This is a genomic window from Polaribacter sp. L3A8 (assembly GCF_009796785.1).
In the GTDB taxonomy this organism is placed as follows: Bacteria; Bacteroidota; Bacteroidia; order Flavobacteriales; family Flavobacteriaceae; genus Polaribacter.
The window spans coordinates 1,132,065-1,150,807 of sequence record NZ_CP047026.1 but is presented as its reverse complement, the minus strand read 5'-3'; the positions used below and the strand labels follow the sequence as shown (position 1 = coordinate 1,150,807).

General features: G+C 27.1%; 17 protein-coding genes. All 17 read left to right on the top strand.

Annotation, left to right across the window (positions count from 1 at the left end):
- The first annotated feature begins 1 nt into the window (after position 1).
- The 17 genes from GQR92_RS04490 (at position 2) to GQR92_RS04410 (ending at position 18,568) form a co-directional block, all read left to right on the top strand.
- Positions 2–1,168, top strand: a complete 1,167-nt coding sequence (locus tag GQR92_RS04490; protein WP_158838001.1) for a glycosyltransferase — start codon at positions 2–4, stop codon at positions 1,166–1,168.
- Entirely contained in the window at positions 1,168–2,385 is a 1,218-nt protein-coding gene (locus GQR92_RS04485; RefSeq protein WP_158838000.1) for a glycosyltransferase, read from the top strand. The genes GQR92_RS04490 and GQR92_RS04485 overlap by 1 nt, the downstream gene beginning before the upstream one ends.
- Positions 2,385–3,920, top strand: a complete 1,536-nt coding sequence (locus GQR92_RS04480; RefSeq protein WP_158837999.1) for a glycosyltransferase family 2 protein — start codon at positions 2,385–2,387, stop codon at positions 3,918–3,920. The genes GQR92_RS04485 and GQR92_RS04480 overlap by 1 nt, the downstream gene beginning before the upstream one ends.
- A 12-nt stretch (positions 3,921–3,932) precedes the next feature.
- On the top strand, positions 3,933–4,931 hold the full coding sequence (locus tag GQR92_RS04475; RefSeq protein ID WP_158837998.1) for an N-acetylneuraminate synthase family protein: 999 nt from the start codon (positions 3,933–3,935) through the stop codon (positions 4,929–4,931).
- A complete protein-coding gene (gene neuC / locus GQR92_RS04470) occupies positions 4,928–6,088 on the top strand; it encodes a UDP-N-acetylglucosamine 2-epimerase (protein WP_158837997.1) in 1,161 nt (386 codons plus the stop codon). Before GQR92_RS04475 ends, neuC begins: the two co-directional genes overlap by 4 nt.
- Positions 6,088–6,783: an acylneuraminate cytidylyltransferase family protein gene (locus tag GQR92_RS04465; protein WP_158837996.1), complete on the top strand. Its 696-nt coding sequence runs from the start codon at positions 6,088–6,090 to the stop codon at positions 6,781–6,783. Before neuC ends, GQR92_RS04465 begins: the two co-directional genes overlap by 1 nt.
- 3 nt (positions 6,784–6,786) lie before the next feature.
- Complete coding sequence (locus GQR92_RS04460) at positions 6,787–8,211, top strand: MBOAT family O-acyltransferase (RefSeq protein WP_158837995.1); 1,425 nt, start codon at positions 6,787–6,789, stop codon at positions 8,209–8,211.
- Positions 8,212–8,227: 16 nt separating this feature from the next.
- Positions 8,228–9,175 carry a hypothetical protein gene (locus GQR92_RS04455; protein WP_158837994.1) on the top strand — a complete coding sequence of 316 codons (948 nt, stop codon included), beginning with the start codon at positions 8,228–8,230 and terminating at the stop codon, positions 9,173–9,175.
- Entirely contained in the window at positions 9,176–10,879 is a 1,704-nt protein-coding gene (gene asnB / locus GQR92_RS04450) for an asparagine synthase (glutamine-hydrolyzing) (RefSeq protein WP_158837993.1), read from the top strand.
- Positions 10,880–11,304: 425 nt separating this feature from the next.
- The gene (locus tag GQR92_RS04445) at positions 11,305–12,699 is read left to right on the top strand and encodes a hypothetical protein (protein WP_158837992.1); all 1,395 of its coding nucleotides are present in this window, start codon (positions 11,305–11,307) and stop codon (positions 12,697–12,699) included.
- Positions 12,689–13,681 carry a glycosyltransferase family 2 protein gene (locus GQR92_RS04440; protein ID WP_158837991.1) on the top strand — a complete coding sequence of 331 codons (993 nt, stop codon included), beginning with the start codon at positions 12,689–12,691 and terminating at the stop codon, positions 13,679–13,681. Before GQR92_RS04445 ends, GQR92_RS04440 begins: the two co-directional genes overlap by 11 nt.
- Before the next feature lie 66 nt (positions 13,682–13,747).
- The gene (locus GQR92_RS04435) at positions 13,748–14,686 is read left to right on the top strand and encodes a class I SAM-dependent methyltransferase (RefSeq protein WP_158837990.1); all 939 of its coding nucleotides are present in this window, start codon (positions 13,748–13,750) and stop codon (positions 14,684–14,686) included.
- A 45-nt stretch (positions 14,687–14,731) separates the two neighbouring features.
- Complete coding sequence (locus GQR92_RS04430; RefSeq protein ID WP_158837989.1) at positions 14,732–15,523, top strand: hypothetical protein; 792 nt, start codon at positions 14,732–14,734, stop codon at positions 15,521–15,523.
- Positions 15,513–15,947, top strand: coding sequence for a methionine biosynthesis protein MetW (locus GQR92_RS04425; RefSeq protein WP_158837988.1), 435 nt, complete (start codon positions 15,513–15,515; stop codon positions 15,945–15,947). Before GQR92_RS04430 ends, GQR92_RS04425 begins: the two co-directional genes overlap by 11 nt.
- Complete coding sequence (locus GQR92_RS04420; protein ID WP_158837987.1) at positions 15,947–16,357, top strand: class I SAM-dependent methyltransferase; 411 nt, start codon at positions 15,947–15,949, stop codon at positions 16,355–16,357. The genes GQR92_RS04425 and GQR92_RS04420 overlap by 1 nt, the downstream gene beginning before the upstream one ends.
- 20 nt (positions 16,358–16,377) lie before the next feature.
- On the top strand, positions 16,378–17,499 hold the full coding sequence (locus GQR92_RS04415) for a glycosyltransferase (RefSeq protein WP_158837986.1): 1,122 nt from the start codon (positions 16,378–16,380) through the stop codon (positions 17,497–17,499).
- Positions 17,492–18,568, top strand: a complete 1,077-nt coding sequence (locus tag GQR92_RS04410; protein ID WP_158837985.1) for a glycosyltransferase — start codon at positions 17,492–17,494, stop codon at positions 18,566–18,568. Before GQR92_RS04415 ends, GQR92_RS04410 begins: the two co-directional genes overlap by 8 nt.
- Positions 18,569–18,743: the final 175 nt, after the last annotated feature.

The following is an 18,743-nucleotide window of genomic DNA, read 5'->3' as shown; positions in this document are numbered from 1 at the left end:
TATGAAAATTCTCTTCGTTTGTCTCCAATATATTCATGCCGCTAGATGGATCAATCAATTAAAAGATTCTGGTCATGAAATATATGTTTTTGATTGTTTAGACAACAAAATTCACAAAGATTTATTATGGACAAATTATACTACAAATTGGAATAAGAGAAAAATTCCTTATTTGAAAGGAGAGTATTTTTTAGAAAAAAAAATGCCAAGAGTTTTTAATAAAATAGAAAGGTATTTAAAAGTTACTGCTTCAGAAAAACTAGAAAAATTAATCAAAGAAATAAAGCCAGATTTGGTGCATTCTCTAGAAATGCAATCGCAAACTTATCCTTTGTTAAAAGTTAGACAAAAAATTGATTTTAAATGGGCATATTCGTGTTGGGGAAATGATATTTATTTTTTTAGGGATAAACAAGAGCATAAGTTAAAGATTATTAATTGTGTGCATACAATAGATTATTTTTTTTTAGAATGTAAAAGAGATAAGGAATTGATAAAATCAATTTCTATGCAATCTAATATTTTAGGAATTAATTTTCCTGGAGGAGGAGGATACGATTTACAGCACTATCAAAAATTTAATATACCTGTTAAACAAAGAAATTTAATCATTTTAAAAGGGTATCAACATAATTTTGGCAGAGCATTATTTGTTTTAAAAGCATTAGTTTTAATTATTGATAAATTAAAAGATGTTGATATTTATGTATATTCTGCCCATAGAAGTGTTGAAGAAGAAATTATACGAATCAATTTAAAATACAATTTAAATATTCAATATTCAACCAGAGACAATCAAATTAGTCATCATGAATTATTAAAAAAGTTTGGAAGTGCAAAAATTGCTATTGGAAACAATATTTCAGACGGCATACCAAATACCCTTTTAGAAGCTATTATTTTAGGTGCTTTTCCTATTCAATCTAACCCAGGTGGAGCTTCTGAAGATTATATAGAGGATGGTGAAAATGGATTTTTAATTAAAAACCCAGAAGATGCTTTTGAAATTTCGAAACTTATAATTAAAGCATTAAATTCGCCAAATTTACTTCGTAAAGCATATACAGTTAATCAAGAAATAAAGTTAAAGTTAGATAAAGAAATTATTAAGAAAAATACATTAAAAACGTATTTAAAAATCAATCAACAAATTATTGATAAAAAATAATGAAAAAAAAAACAATTCTTTATATAACTACAGACTTATTATTTTTGAAAAACAGTTTTTCAGGTGGGGCAGTAGTTCAAAAAAGTCACCTATCAATATTATTGGGATTAGGGTATACTATAAAAATACTTTATGTAAATACAGCGAGTTTTTCGAATAATAAGCCTCAATTTATTTCAAAAAATAAAACTATTTTTTTTGAAAATCACCCTATTTTAGTAGATGAGCTTACTTTAAGTTTATTTGATGAAAAAATAAATTTTCTAAGAAAAATAGCAAAAATAATATGCAGTCCTACAGCATATTATTATAAATTTATAAATGATCAAAACAATTCTTTTTTAAATAAGTATATTGAAGAAAATAATTTTCATTTTGTTTGGGCACAGTGGTATTATGCAGGTTTATTAGCTGTAAACTTAAATATTACTTCCTTTTATGTACATCATGATTGGCAATATAAATTAATGAAATTTAAAAATAAAAAAAGCTTTAAAACATCTATTATAACATTTTCTAAAAAAAGAATAGAAAATAAATTGATTAAAAATGTTGATGCAATTATTTCTGTTTCAGGCTCTGATAATAAGCAGTTTAATGAGTTAAAATACAACTCTATTTATCTGCCTGTAACTTATAATTTTAATTATATTAAAAAAAGCACAGCTAAAAGTACCGCATCATTAGTACATTTAGGAAGTTTAAATACAACCGCCAATAGAGTAGGGTTAAAAAATTTTTTATTAACCTGTTGGCCCAGTATAAAAAAACAATTGCCTAATGTTTTATTAGAAATAATTGGTCAAATGCCAGATAATGATAGTAAGTTAATAGAGCTATTACATAAAGATAAAAATATTAAAGTACATGGTTTTGTAGAAGATTTAACTGCGGTTATGCATCCTTATGATATACATTTAATTCCTTGGAATCAAGACACTGGTGTTAGAACAAGAATTCCGCTAATTTTTTATAATAAACAATGTTTAGTTGCTATGAAAAATGGAGTAGGCGGAACCGCAGAAATAACAAATAATTTTAATGCAATATTAAGTGATAATTGGGCAGATTATGCTAAAAGTATTATTAAATGCTATAATGATACTGATTTTAGAAAGGAACTCTCAAATAATGGATTTAATAGTTATCAAGAAAATTTTTCACACGAATCGCAATTTGTAAGGGTGAAAAATTTTATTTTAAAGATGAAAAAATAATGAATAATATAATTTTATCATATAATATTGAAACTTTTAAATGGCAGTATTTAAACAAAACATACAATTCTTTTTTTGAAGGGTTAAAAGATTTGGCTTTAACCAATAAGGTGGTAGCTTGGTGTTATAATACTAAAGATCAAAAAGAATTAGATGCTTATTTAGATGAAAATAATTTTGGTGATATCCCAGAATTAATCACTTTTGGATCTCATTTGTTTTTAGAAAATACAGAGTATTTAGAGTTTAGTAATGTTTATTTTAATAAATTTAGTAAAAACGATACCAATACATTTGATACTTGGCGGGTTCGATCTAATATAGGTATTATTAGTGCCTCTGTAGTTAATGAATTAGCAGTTTATAGTTTTCCTAAAAACTACAAATCTGCCCTTGCGGTTTTAGGATATGCTACTTTTCTTATAGGTGCTATTGTAAGTGTTTCAAATGATAAACGGTTTTCCAATTTTTTTATAGAGGGATTAACCAATAAAGAATATATAGATTTTATTAGTTACTCAAAAAAGAAAAAATGGGTATTTTATTATCTATTAAATAAACTTATTTTCGATAAAAAATTAGTTTTACCTGGAACAAATATTTTTAAAAATAACTATCAAGGTTTTCAACAGAAGAAAGCAATTTGGAAAGAGATTCATCAACAAGAAATTGATATGAATAAGATTAAGGTAGACGCCTTTATTCCTACCTTAGGAAGACCCAATTTTGTTTTAGAAACATTACAATCTATAGAGGATAATAATTACCCAATAGATAATTTTTTTATTGTAGAGCAAAAATTACCAGGTCAAGAAAAAACATTATTAGATGCCGTTTTATCTAAAGATTGGGGGTTTAAAATAGAACATGTTTTATTAGAAAAAGTGGGCTTGTGTAATGCTAGAAATGTTGGTTTATCTAGTAGTAATGCAGATTATATTATTATGTTGGATGACGATATTTTAATAAATAACCAACCTAATTTAATTGAAAATTTAATTAAAAAGTTAGAATTCACAAAGTCAAAAATGATTTCTTTTGCCACAAATAATATTCAAGGAGAAATTCCGGTACAATTATCTTACATGACAGCAGGTGGAGCTTCTCTAATTAAAAATAAAGATATTTTGCCTTTTAATATTCAAATAGAAGGTTTTGGTTCTGATGATCAGGAGTATAATTTTAATGTACATCATAATGCGCAACGTGTTGTTTTTACAAATGAAGAGTATATGAACCATTTAAAGGCTCCGATGGGAGGTTGGCGTTTTGATGCAAGAGAATACTTACCTTGGTATAAGGATGATTTAATAGTACCGCTACCTGGTCCGGTTACCTTATATAGATACATAAAATATGCCTCTAAAAATCAATTAAAGGGATACAAATTGTTTGTTTTTTTTAAATATTATAAATTTAAAATATGGAAACTTTCATTGTTTAACAAAAGGTGGAATAAATCTCTTTTCTGGGCAAATGAAATATTAAAAGATAAAGTAAAAATAAATATTGAAGAAGGAATTAAATCGATATAAAATAAATAGCATATGATATTTACAATTGCAGAAATAGGACAAGCACATGATGGCAGTTTAGGGGTTTTACATTCTTATATTGATGCAGTTGCTAAAACAGGAGTAGATGCAATTAAATTTCAAACGCATATTGCAGCAGCAGAAAGTAGTATTTACGAACCTTTTAGAGTAAAGTTTTCTAAACAAGATAAAACACGTTTTGATTATTGGAAACGTATGGAGTTTTCTTTAGAGCAATGGAAAGAAATAAAAGCACATTGCAATGAAGTAGGCTTAGAATTTATGAGTTCTCCTTTTAGCAATGCAGCTGTAGATTTATTAGAAAAAGTAGGGGTAAAAAGATATAAAGTAGGCTCTGGAGAAGTTAATAATTTTTTACTGTTAGAAAAAATTGCAAAAACAGGTAAACCTGTAATTATTTCTTCGGGTATGAGTTCTTTTAAAGAATTAGATGCTACTGTAGCTTTTTTAAAAACAAGAAAAGTAGCATATTCAATATTACAATGTACTACTTCTTACCCAACAAAACCAGCTCAATTTGGGTTAAATATTATAGAGCAGTTAAAAAATAAATACAAAGTTAAAGTTGGTTTTTCAGATCATTCATCTTCTATAGAAGCGTGTATTGCTGCAGTAGCTTTAGGGGCTGAAATTTTAGAGTTTCATGTAGTTTTTGATAAAGAAATGTTTGGTCCCGATGCAAAATCATCATTAACAATTAATGAAACTACACAATTAATAAAAGCTGTAAAAAATATTCATGAATCTTTACTTGCTCCGATTGATAAAAACGATAATTCTGCTTTTTTAGAATTAAAGAGTATTTTCGAAAAATCTTTAGCTGTTAATAAAGATTTACCTAAAAACCACATACTTACTTTTGATGATTTAGAGGCGAAAAAACCGAAAGATTTTGGTATTTTAGCTTCGGAATATGAAAAAGTTATTGGAAAAAAACTAAAAAATTCTATGTTAAAATGGGATTTCTTAAATGAGCCGGATATTATATGAGCAAAAGAAAAATATGTGCTGTAGTAACAGCTAGACCTTCGTACAGTAGAATAAAAACAGCACTTTTAGCAATTAAAAACCACCCAGCATTAGAATTGCAATTAGTAGTTGCAGGATCTGCTTTGTTAGGGCGTTATGGTAATGCTGTAGATTTTATAGAAAAAGACGGCTTTGTTGTTGATGAAAAAGTTTTCATGGTTTTAGAAGGTGAAAATAAAACAGCAATGGCAAAAACTACTGGTTTGGGTGTTATGGAATTAGCAAATGTATTTTATAAATTAAAACCAGATGCGGTAATTACAATTGCAGATAGGTTTGAAACAATTGCAACATCTATAGCGGCAGCTTATCAGAATATTCCATTAATTCATATTCAAGGAGGTGAGGTAACGGGTAATATAGATGAAAAGGTTAGGCATGCAAATACCAAGTTAGCAGATATTCATTTAGTAGCCTCTGAAGAAGCAAAAGAAAGAGTTATAAAATTAGGCGAAGAACCAGATTTTGTAATTAATACAGGCTGTCCATCAATAGATTTAGCAAAGGAAATAAAAGAAAATCCTAAATTAACATTTAATCCTCTAGAAAAATATGGAGGAGTAGGTGCTAATGTAGATTGGCAAAATAAAGGCTATATTGTTGTAATGCAACATCCGGTAACTACAGAATATGAAGCGGCAAAAGAAGATGTTTTAAAAACATTAGAAGCGGTTACAGAGTTAGATATACCCACTTTTTGGTTTTGGCCAAATGTAGATGCAGGTGCAGACGGAACTTCTAATGGTATTAGAACTTTTAGAGAAATTAATAAACCGCAGAATATCCATTTTTTTAAAAATATGGAACCACAAGATTTTTTAAAACTTTTAGTAAATAGTAAATGTTTAATAGGAAACTCTAGTGTTGGTATTAGAGAATGTTCTTATTTAGGAGTACCTGTTGTTAATATTGGTACTCGTCAAAATAGAAGACAAAGAGGCAACAATGTTGTAGATGTTAGTTATGATAAAGAAGGTATTAAAGAAGCAATACTTAATCAAATAGAGAACACCAAGATCAGTTCGTCTACAATTTATGGAGAAGGAGCATCTGGACAAAAAATGGCAGATGTTTTATCTAAAATACCTTTAAAATTTCATAAAACAATTACATATTAATGAGAATTTTAGGTTTAATTCCGGCTAGAGGAGGTTCTAAAGGAGTACCTGGTAAAAACATAAAGTTACTAGGTAATAAACCATTGTTAGCGTATACTTCTGAAATAGCACTGCAATCTAACTATTTGGTAAAAACAGTATTAAGTTCTGATGATGATAAAATTATAGAAGTAGCTAAAAGTTTAGGAGTAGAAATCCCCTTTAAAAGGCCTTCTAATTTGGCAGAAGATAGTTCGCCAACATTGCCCGTAATAAAACATGTATTAGATTATTACAAGGCTAAAGGAGAGTTTTTTGATGCCGTTTGTTTATTACAAGTAACAAGTCCTTTTAGAACAGTATCGTTTTTAGATGAAGCTTTAAATAAGTTTATAAATTCAGATACAGATTCGTTAGTCTCTGTGCAAGAAGTACCTCATGAATATAATCCGCATTGGACATTTGAATTAAATAAACAAGGCAATCTAAAAATAGCTACAGGAGAAACCGAAATTATTACTAGAAGACAAGAGTTACCAAAAGCTTATCATAGAGACGGTAGTATTTATATCACAAAAACGGCTGTTATAGAAAAACAAAATTCGCTTTTTGGTAATAGTATTGCTTATATAGAATCTCCTAAAGAATTTTATGTTAATATTGATACCTTAAAAGACTGGGAAAAAGCAGAATTATTATTAAAAAATAATATTTAATTTATGTTGTTCAATTCGTTTGAATTTCTTGTCTTTTTAACTATTGTATTTATTTTATATTGGTTTGTTTTTAAAAAATTAAAAACTCAAAATATACTAATCTTAGTAGCCAGTTATGTTTTTTATGGATGGTGGGATTGGCGATTTTTATCTCTTATTTTTTTAAGCACTTTAGTAGATTATACATTAGGGTTAATGTTAAAAAAGACAGCTAATGTTAAAAAAAGAAAATTATTATTATATAGTAGTTTGCTTTTTAATTTAGGAATGTTGGGCTTTTTTAAATATTATAATTTCTTTATCCATAGTTGGGTAGAAGCTTGGTCTAGTTTAGGAGTAACAATGCACGTAAGCTCTTTAAATATTATATTACCAGTAGGGGTTTCTTTTTATACTTTTCAAACATTAAGTTATACCATAGATATTTATAAAGGAAAATTAGAACCTACAAAAGATTTTATTTCTTTTGCAAGTTTTGTGTCCTTTTTTCCGCAACTTGTTGCAGGGCCAATAGAAAGAGCTACAAATTTATTACCACAATTTTTTAGAAAAAGAGAATTCGATTATTCTTTAGCAGTTTCTGGAATGAAATTAATTTTATGGGGATTGGTAAAAAAAGTGGTTATTGCAGATTCTTGTGCAACTTTAGTAAATTTAATTTTTGCAGATTACCAAAATGAATCTGGGGTAGCTTTAATTATGGGCGCTATTTATTTCGCTTTTCAAATTTATTGTGATTTTTCTGGGTATTCAGATATTGCTATTGGTACAGCAAGGTTATTTGGGTTTAAATTAATGAGAAACTTTAATTACCCGTATTTTTCTAGAGATATAGCAGAGTTTTGGAGGCGATGGCATATTTCTTTAAGTACTTGGTTTAGAGATTATTTATACATTCCTTTAGGAGGCTCTAGAGGTACTTTAAAATTAAAAATAAGAAACGTATTTGTAATATTTTTAGTTAGTGGTTTTTGGCATGGAGCAAATTGGACGTTTATTGCTTGGGGCGGATTGAATGCTTTGTTTTTTTTACCTTTACTTTTAAGTAATAAGAATAGAAATAATTTAAATGAAGTTGCAGAAAATAGTTTGTTACCAAGTTTAAAAGAGCTTTTACAAATACTATTTACTTTTTTATTAACAACTTTTGCATGGATATTTTTTAGGTCAGAAACCATAACAGATGCTTTACACTATATTCAAAAAATAGTAGATTTTGGTAGTTTTTTTCCAACTGTAATTCGCCATAAAAAGGCCATACCTTTACTCGTAATTTTTATTATTATAGAATGGTGGTCTAGAAAAAAAGAGTATCCTTTAGTATTTGATAAAAAGTATCGAAACTTTTTTTATGTTTTCTTTGTTTTTGTACTATTATATTTTATTTCTGCGGATGATAAATCTTCATTTATTTATTTTCAATTTTAAAAGGCAACTTAAGTAGATGAAAAAATTTATTTTTAAGGTAATTGTTAAAATCGTAATTTTTATTTCTCTGATAATATTACTTATTGGAGGTGTTATATTGTTTAATTTTAATCATAAAGAAGATTATCCTGCGGCAATAAAAAATAAATACGAAAGATTAGATTCTTTAAAACACGCCCAAAAACTTATAATTTGTGGAGGTTCTAGTTCTGCTTATGGTATTAACAGTGCATTAATTCAGAAAAACTTTCATATTCCCGTTGTAAATACCAGTCTAGCAATGAGTTTAGGGAGTAATTTTCAGTTAAACCTTACAAAAGATTATATAACAAAAAATGATATTGTTTTATATATTCCTGAATATGAATTTTATTATAGAAATGAAAACGGAGACGATTTTTTGTACACCACCTTTTTTTATTATCCAAAAATAGTGAAAGATTTTAATGCATCACAAAAAATAAATTTAAGAAATAAAATAACTAAACTTTCAATAGATTTTTATATTGGTGCTATTAGAAAGCTTTTTAAAGCTAAAAAAACAGCTACTTCTTTACAATACAATAGAGCTTCTTATAATTATATGGGTGATAATATTAGTTTAGTTTATAATAATGATTCTAAAATTAAACCCCAAGATAAAACACGTTACCAGGGATTAAACGGAATGAAGGTTAGCGATGATTTTATAACTGCAATAAAAAAAATGAATGAACTATGCATTCAAAAAGGAGCAAGGTTTATTATTGCTTTTCCCCCAATTGAAAAATCTCAATTTGATACAGGTTTCTTAAAAGATATAAATATTGTAAAAAAAGAAACAAATATTAAGTTTATGGGTTTACCTAGTGATAATGTTTATACGGCTGATTTTTTTTATGATAGTAGCTATCATTTAAATGGTAAAGGAAGAGTTATTAGGACTAAGAAATTAATAGAGAATCTAAAAAAAGAAATAGAATAAATGTGTGGAATTGCAGGAATAGTTGGTGATCATTCGAGTAAAGAATTGCTGTTTAAAATGTTAGATGCTCAAAAACATAGAGGTCCAGATAATACAGGAAGTTGGTGTAATGATAATGTTTTTCTAGGTCATAATAGGTTGTCTATTATAGATTTATCAGAAGAAGCAAATCAACCATTTACAGATTTTTCACAGAGATATCAGATAATTTTTAATGGTGAAATTTATAATTATATCGAATTAAAAAAGGAGTTAGATTATAACTTTATCACCAATTCAGATACAGAAGTATTATTAGCAGCATATATAAAATGGGGCGTAAAATGTTTAGAACGCTTAAACGGTATGTTTTCTTTTGCTATTTGGGATACTTTAAATAAAACCCTTTTTGCGGCTAGAGATCGTTTTGGAGTAAAACCTTTTTTTTATCATTTAAAAGAAAACACCCTCTACTTTTCATCAGAAATTAAAGCACTGCATGCTACCGGAATTGATAAGCTGCCAAATAAAAAAGTTTGGGCAAGTTATTTTGCCTACGGTAGTTATGGTATGCCAGAAGAAACTTTTTTTGATAATATAAATCAATTACCAGGCGGACATTTTTTAGAGTTAAAACAAGGGAATTTACAAATAAAAAAATGGTATTTCTTTGAAGAGGAAATTAAAAAACACCAACAAATAGAACCTTATAAAATTGTAAAGAAGAAATATACAGCACTATTAAGCAATAGTATTTCTTTACGATTTAGATCAGATGTACCTGTAGGTTTTAATGTAAGCGGAGGTTTAGATAGTTCTGCCTTACTTGCTTTTGTAAACCAACTGAATCCGCGTAAAAAAGAAGTTATAAAAGCATATAGTTTTTATACAGAAGATGAAAGGTATGATGAGTTACCTTGGGTAGAAGAAATGATTTCTTTAACAAAAAATCCATTAGAAAAAGTAAAATTATTGTCTGGTGAAGTTTGTGAGAGATCAAAAAAAGTATCTTATTTTCAAGACGAGCCTTATGGAGGTGTACCAACAATTGCCTATGCTAAGATTTTTGAGCAAGCAAGAAAAGATAAAACGTTGGTTTTGTTAGATGGTCAGGGAATGGATGAGCAGTGGGCTGGTTACGATTATTATACACAAAATAATAATTCTATAATTCAAGGAGTAAATAAATCTCCTTTTAAAACAAATGTTCTGTCTAAAGAAATTCTAGATTTAGCTCAAAAACCCAAGTATCCAAAACCTTTTAAAGATGAGGTTTTAAATAAACAATATAGAGATTTGTTTTATACAAAAATACCAAGAGCTTTAAGGTTTAATGATAGAGTATCAATGGCATCTAGTACAGAATTAAGAGAACCTTTTTTAGATTACAGGTTGGTAGAATATGCATTTGCACAACCTTTAGAATATAAAATTAAAGACGGTATTCAAAAATATTTACTTAGAAATATCGTGTCAGAACATTTAAGTGATTCTATATCTTACGCACCTAAAAGACCATTGCAAACCCCTCAAAGAGAATGGTTGGGTAACGAGCTAAAAATATTTGTTGATAAGGAAATAGAAAAAATAGAGAAATCAGAATTTTCTAGTTGGTTTGATACCACAGTTTTAAAACAAGAATGGAAAAATTATGTAGACGGAGATAATCAATCTAGTTTTCATATTTGGCAATGGTTAAACTTTAGTTTGTTAATGAATAGTTAATTTTTATTGATGGTTCTTTTGTTCGTAAATGATAGAATAACTACCTTGCAAGCGATTTTTAATGAAGCCTCCACAAAGATTAAAAATGGATAAAAAGTGCAATTATATAATTGTTTATAAGTGTTTTAGGGAGCGTAATGAAAGATCAGTTTCATAAAAAAGTAGTCGTTTTAGCAAGGGTAAATAAGGTTGGTAATCAATTTAATGGTATTGTTTTTAAAAAAACAAACATTTTTTGTTGCAAAGACGTAGCTTCCTTTCTTTATTCTTCAATTAAAAAATTAAAGGGATTTAGCATTCCTTTGGTAAAAATAAATATTTTTTTTCATCAAAAATTAATCCCATTTAAAGATGTCGTTTATCAAGTTTCTGTTAAACTGAATTCTTTTAAGGTAGAAAATTTATATATATATAAACAATAGTGAATGCAAGAAGGTAAAAATATTTTTTTATTAGTACAATCTGGGTATAGCGCTAAAAACTTTGTGTTATCGGGGTTTTTAAACCAAGAGAAAGCCAAAATTACTTTTTGGTCAGATCAAGATTATATAGCTCAGTACAATATTGATAATAAAATTGTAAAATTACCTAAGTATGAATATGATGGGAAATTAAATTTTATTCAGAAAATAAAAAACAAAGCAGAGCTTTTTTTTAACGTTAAAACATTTAAAAATAAGGATTATTTATTTTATTTAATAGGAATTAATAAGAATAACAAGATTAAATTACGCTTAAAAAAAATAATAATTACAATTATTGCTAAAGTTTTTTCTACCCAAAAAGGAATTGAATATTTAGACCAACCATTTTATAAAGCTACAAGAAAAACAAGTTATTATAAAGCCTGTAAAACGCAACTGTTAAAACACAAACCTGGTATTGTTTTTTGTACGCATCAGAGAGCTAGTAGTGGAGTTGCACCTATGTTGGCAGCTAAAGATTTAGGAATAAGAACCATTTGTTTTATCCATTCTTGGGATAATATTCCTAAGGGAGTTCAATTAATTAAAGCAGATGAATATTTTGTATGGAGTTCTTATATGAAAAAAGAAATGTTAACGCATTATCCTTTTTTAGAATCAACTCATATTAAAATAACAGGAACACCACAGTTTGTACCTTATTTTGATAAAAATTATTTGTTACAAAGAGCAGATTTTTTATCACAATTTAATTTAGAAACAGCTAAAAAGTTTATTCTTTTCTCTGGAAACGATAAGACCACCTCACCTAATGATCCAGTGTTTTTACAAGATCTTTGTAAAGCAGTATTACAACTTAACAGTATTGAGGACAACTATAGAATTATATTTCGTCCAAACCCTATTGATAGAAATGATGGGTTTGATGAAGTTTTAGCAGAGTATCCCAATCTTATAACAGAGCTAAAACCAGAATGGTTTGGAAGCGAAACTTTTTTATGGAACAAAGGAGGGCCAAGTAAAAGTGATCTTGTTTTATTAGTAAATACTATTTTTCATTCGGAATTAGTTGTAAATATGGGGTCTACAATGGCACTAGACGCAGCTTTGTTAGGCAAACCATCTTGTTACATTAATTATGATGTAGAAAGTAATTATAATTGGACGGTTAAAAGAATTTATAGATTTATCCATTTTGATATGATAAAAAAAATAAACCCTGTTTTTTGGATAAATAAAAGAGAAGATGTGTATAATGTAGTTAAGGATGCTTTAGAAAACCCAGTTAAAACCTTAGCAGGTAGAGAACAGTGGATAAAAACAATTACAACGTTACCCATTGAAGATACAAACAAAAGAATGTGGAATTTTATAATGAATAAGAATGAAGTTTAGCTTAATTGTTTGTACATATATGCGTCCTGTTGCAATTATAAAATTGCTAAAATCTGTAGAAAAACAAGAATTGTATCCTAATGAAATTATTATTATTGATGGTTCTACGGATGATAAAACAACCATTGTTTTAAATGAAAATAAGTTTAAAAATCTTAATTATTTTAAAGTTGATGATTTAGATAGAGGTTTAACAAAACAACGCAATTTTGGTATCAATAAAGTATCAGAAAATATGGACGTTGTTTGTTTTTTAGATGATGATATTATTTTAGAAGAAGCCTATTTTAAAAATTTAATAGCTACTTATAAAACAAATCCAGAGGCAGGTGGAGTAGGAGGTTATATTTTAAATGAAGTAAAATGGAAGGCTTTAAAGAAAGGTGAAAAGCCAAGTTTTAAGGAGTATGAAATTGATGGGTATGTTAGAAATTTAGGAAGCAGAAATGTTTTACGAAAGCGACTAGGATTACTATCTGATAAACCTCCTTGTATAATGCCAGAATTTTCAAATGGATTTTCTGTCGGTAACTTACCTCCAAATAATAAAATATATAATGTAGAATATTTTATGGGAGGAGTATCCTCTTTTAAAAAGGATGTGGTAGATACCATAAAATTCTCGGAATATTTTGAAGGGTATGGTTTGTATGAAGATTTAGAATATTGTTTAAGAGTATCTAGAAAACATAAATTGTTTGTAAATACATCTGCCACTTTATATCATTATCATGAAGATGGAGGCAGACCGAATAAGTTTGCTTACGGAAAAATGGTAATTAGAAATGGGTGGTATGTTTGGAGAACAAAATTTCCGAGCCCATCTTTAAAAGCAAGACTAAAATGGAATGCTATTATTTTATTATTAATGACAATTCGTTTTTTGAATGTGTTTACAACAAAGAAAAGTAAAGAAATGTTTACTGAATTTGTAGGCATGTTTTATGGTTTACAATCATTAGTTTTTAATAAACCAAAATAATATTAGATAGTTAAATAATATTTTTAAATTCGAAATATTATATATACAACTTAATTCAAAAAAAACATGAAAGTAGCTTTTATAAAATCAAATTTACAAAACCCAATAACAAAAGGTTCTGTTAATGAAATAAACAATAATGAAATTATATTTACTTGTAACACTAAGTTTCATATAAAAAATAAAATCCCTATTATCATTAATGAAGGTAAAAGTATTTTTAAAATTAGTGATGTGTTAGAAGTTAAATTCACAACACAAAGCTCTAAATATAGAAATAATAGTATTAAGAATTATATTCGTAAGAAAGTTCTTCCTTCATTATCTAAAGACTTTACCCAAGAAAAAAGATTTAAGAATCTTAGTGAAAAGTTTAAAGGGAAAAATATATTAATAATTGGTTCTGGTGATAAGGTTGGCTATTATAATAATGCTTTTAATCAATCTTTAGTAATAAACTCAGATGTGCATTTACAGTTTAGTCCTGATATTGTATTTGACGCACATGAAATACCTTTTAAGGACGAAGCTTTTGATTTGGTTATTGCATCACAAGTATTAGAACATACTATGAAACCATGGATAGTTGCTAAAGAAATGGAAAGGGTTGTTAAAAAGAATGGAGAAATTCTAGTTGAAGTACCATTTAATTTTCCATACCACAGCCATCCTTATGATTTTTTTAGATTTACTTACACAGGTTTAAGAAGTTTGTTTACTAAATCTGAATTAATTTTATATGAAGTACCAGAAGGAAAAGCAGCAACAATTGCTACAATGAACTCTTCTTTTCTAGTAGAATTATCTAGGAATAGACTAATAAGAATGGTTTTCTTATTTTTAGGTAGAATTTTATTTGGATGGATTAAATATATAGACTTATTGTACAGTTCAAAATCTTTAAATTCGACAATACTTCCAAAAGGAATCGTCATGATTTTTAGAAAGGATAACATAAAAAGAAGTAATAACACTTTGTTGGATGATTATTTTAAATTAAAATAAGAATGAGATTTACAATAATTACACATACTAGTCATAAACAAGGAAATGAAAATTAAATCATTATTAAATAAAAGGAATTATGAGTTTTATTATAATATTATTAAACTTTATTCCATGAGTGTTAGGCGGGTGCCTAAAAACTATGACAACTATACAGAATTGTCTAATATTATCAAATATTTTGACGTAGATAAGTATGATAAAATTGCAGTTGTAGCAAGCGGTCCTTCGTCTAAAAATATTGTTCTTAATAATGATACATTATATTTTACAACAAATGCAGCAATAAGCTTAGTAAATAAAAAAGATTATGTTTATGTGGTTAACGATTCATATTACTTAATAAAATATTTAAAATCGTTTAAAGAGAGTGAAAATTGGAAAGGATCTGTTTTTCTTTATGCGACAAATGAAGGAAGAGAAAAAGAATATGGTGTTAAATTATTATATAAATATTTAAAGTCTAAATCAAGAACAAAAAGAGAGTTTCTAATAACTAATAATGAAACTAAACCAGCACTCAATTCTGTTTATGAAGAGTTTATTATGTATATTAAAAATAAATTAGAAATTGATTTTTTTGGAGTTAATTCTGGCTTTATTGCTTTAGCATTAGCTTATGTACTCTCGGATATGTGTGATAAAAAATTAGAAATTTATGGATTAGATTTAGGTGAAAATGGAGAAGGTTATTTTAATAAAAAAATAACTGTTGGTAAAAGTATCAAGGGAAATTTCACCAAAAATAAAGTAGGTGATTTTTTAGATAAAATCTATTCTATAAATAATAAAGTAAGTAATAAATCATATTTTAAAACAAAAAAAAATGAAAAATGAATTATTTAAAAAATGTAAGGTTTGTAAATCTTCAATAACGAAAATAAATAAACAACATCATCTTGTAAAATGTAATAATTGTAACTTAATATTTTGTGAAAAAATTTATAATGAAGAAGAGTTTATAGCAGTTTATAATAAGTTATATAACAGTTTAAAACCACAGTATGCTGTACATTCTATAAAAGAATTTAAAGATTTACAAAATGGAAAAATAAACATTGGTTACCATCGAAAAAGAATCATAAACAAAACTGTTAAGAATAAATCTAAAGTTTTAGAAATTGGTTCTGGAGTAGGATTAATAGGAATGTATTTAACTAAAACTAAAAATATAATTTATCAAGGAATAGAAATCGATGAAGAAACCCACTTAAAAGCAAAAGGGTTAGGAATAAACTCTATAATGGTGATTTTTCTTTGATGAAAGAACTTACTTCAAAATATGATACAATAATGTTATGGGAAGTCTTTGAACATTTACAAGATGTTAATTTATTCTTGGAATTAGTTAAAGATACTTTAGTAAACAATGGTCGTTTAGTTTTTTCTGTACCCAATTATAATAAACGTAAAAATTTTAATACTCAAAATAATAATATTGATAATTTATATCAAAGTGGACCTCCTATTCATTTAAATTTTTTTACTGAAAAATCAGTGTCAAATGTTCTAGAAAATCATGGATTTAAATTAGAGTTTTGTAAAATAAAAAAATTCCCATATATTAATTTTAAAAGGTCTAAGTTTTATACTGAGTTTATGAAATCAATTTTTGGATTGTATGAAGGTCCTACTCTTTACGTTAGCGCTGTATATAAAAAATCTGTTTAAGATTAGAATAAAATCACAAAATGAAGTTTACAATAATAACACATGCTTTACATAAAAGTAAAAATCAAAGGTTTTATGCTTATGAACCCTATGTTCGTGAAATGAATCTTTGGTTACAAAGTGTTTCTGAAACAAGAATTGTAGCTCCAATTTCACAAGAAGAAATCTCAGCAATAGAAGTAACTTATAATACCCAAAATATTACTGTAGAAAGAATACCTGCTTTTAATGTATTGTCGTTAAAAACAAAAATTAGTTCAATATTTAAAATTCCATTTATTTTAATTCAAATTATAAAAACATGTTTATGGGCAGATCATATTCATTTAAGATGCCCTGGTAATGTAGGTTTATTAGGTTGTTTTGTGCTAATTTTATTTCCTTCTAAACCTAAAACGGTTAAATATGCAGGTAATTGGGATCCAGAAAGTAAGAATCAACCTTTTAGTTATAGGGTACAAAAATGGATTGTTTCCAATACTTTTTTAACTAAAAATTGTAAAGTTTTGGTATATGGAGAATGGAAGAATCAATCAAAAAATATTATCCCTTTTTTTACAGCAAGTTATTCTAAAAAAGAGATAACAGAAATATCTCCAAGAAATTTAGATGGTAAAATTAATTTTATCTTTGTAGGGGGTTTAACAGAAGGAAAACAGCCAATGTTATCTGTAAAGGTTATAGAGGAATTAAGTAAAACTAAAAAAAACATTCATTTAGATATTTTTGGTGACGGTGCAGAACGCAAATATTTAGAAGGTTATATTAAAGAAAAGAATTTAGCTACTTACGTTACACTTCATGGTAATGTTAAGAAAGATGTTGTAAAAGGAGCTTTTAAAAAAGCTCATTTTTTATTATTTATTTCTAAATCTGAGGGTTGGCCTAAAGTGGTTGCTGAAGCTATGTTTTGGGGAGTGTTACCCATAACTTCTAAGGTTTCCTGTGTACCTTATATGATAGGGGACGGAACTAGAGGGGCGCTTGTAGTCAGCAATGTAGATTCTATTTTGTTGGTAATTAATGCCTACTTGAAAAAGGAAAAAAAGTATGAGACACAATCTAAAGAAGCAATGAAATGGTCTCAAGAATTTACATTAGAAAAATTTGAATTTGAAATAGGCAAATTATTAAATGATTAAAATTAAAGTTTTACAAATTATAGACTCTTTAAATGTAGGAGGTGCAGAGGTTTTAGCAGTAAATATAGCTAATTCTTTAACTGATGTTGGTTATGAATCTCACATTTGTGTGACTAGAAAAGAAGGGGATTTAAAATATCAAGTAAATAAAAATGTTGGTTATTTATTCTTAGAAAGAAAAAGAATAATTGATTTAAAAGCACTTAAAAAACTTAGCCTTTACGTAAAAAAACATAAAATAAATAGAGTTCATGCGCATGCATCTTCTTCGTTTATTGGGCTTTGTGTAAAGTTATTAAACCCTAAAATAAAATTAATTTGGCACGATCATTATGGAAATAGTGAGTTTTTAAATGAAAGAAAAATTTTTGCTTTAAAACTTTTTTCTTATTTTTTTTCTGCAATTATTTCTGTAAATAAAACTTTAAAATTTTGGGCAGAAAAGAATCTAGCTTGTTCAAAGGTGTTTTTTATTAATAATTTTGTAGAATTTAGAAATTTAAGTCAAAAAACTAAATTAAATGGAGTTGACGAAAAGAGGATTGTGATGTTAGCGGGTTTTAGACCACAAAAAGATCACTTGAATCTTTTAAATGCATTTGAGAAAATTGTAAAAGAATTTCCAGATTGGACTTTGCATTTAGTGGGTAAATTATATCAAGATAATTATTCTAAAGAAATATTAAACTTTGTTGAACAATATCAATTGAAGGATAGTGTCTTTTTTTACGGTGTACAATCTGATATTAAATACATTTTACAACAATCTTCAATTGGAGTTTTGTCTTCAAAGTCGGAAGGCTTACCTTTGGCACTTTTAGAATACGGTTTGGCTAGATTACCTGTAGTGGTTTCAAATGTTGGAGAATGTGGTAATGTGGTAACGAATGGTAAATCGGGTATTGTTGTAGAAAAAGAAAATAGTTTAGAATTGAAAAATGCTTTAGAAGAGTTGATCAATTCGGATGAAAAGAGAAAGACTTTTGGAGAGCTACATTATAAAAATGTAATTAATTATTACTCCCCCAAAAGTTTTTTAAATCAATTAGTAAAAATTTATACACTATAATTTGATTCAAAAAATATTAAATAATAAGTTATTATTCATATTTATTCATATATTATTTGGGTATTTAGGTACCTTTTCCTTTTTTCCGAAACTTTTTGGATTGGTATGTGTTATTCTTCCTATAATTCTAATTTTAAGCACGAATAATAAAAATGAAGAAGCTTTTTTGTTTTCA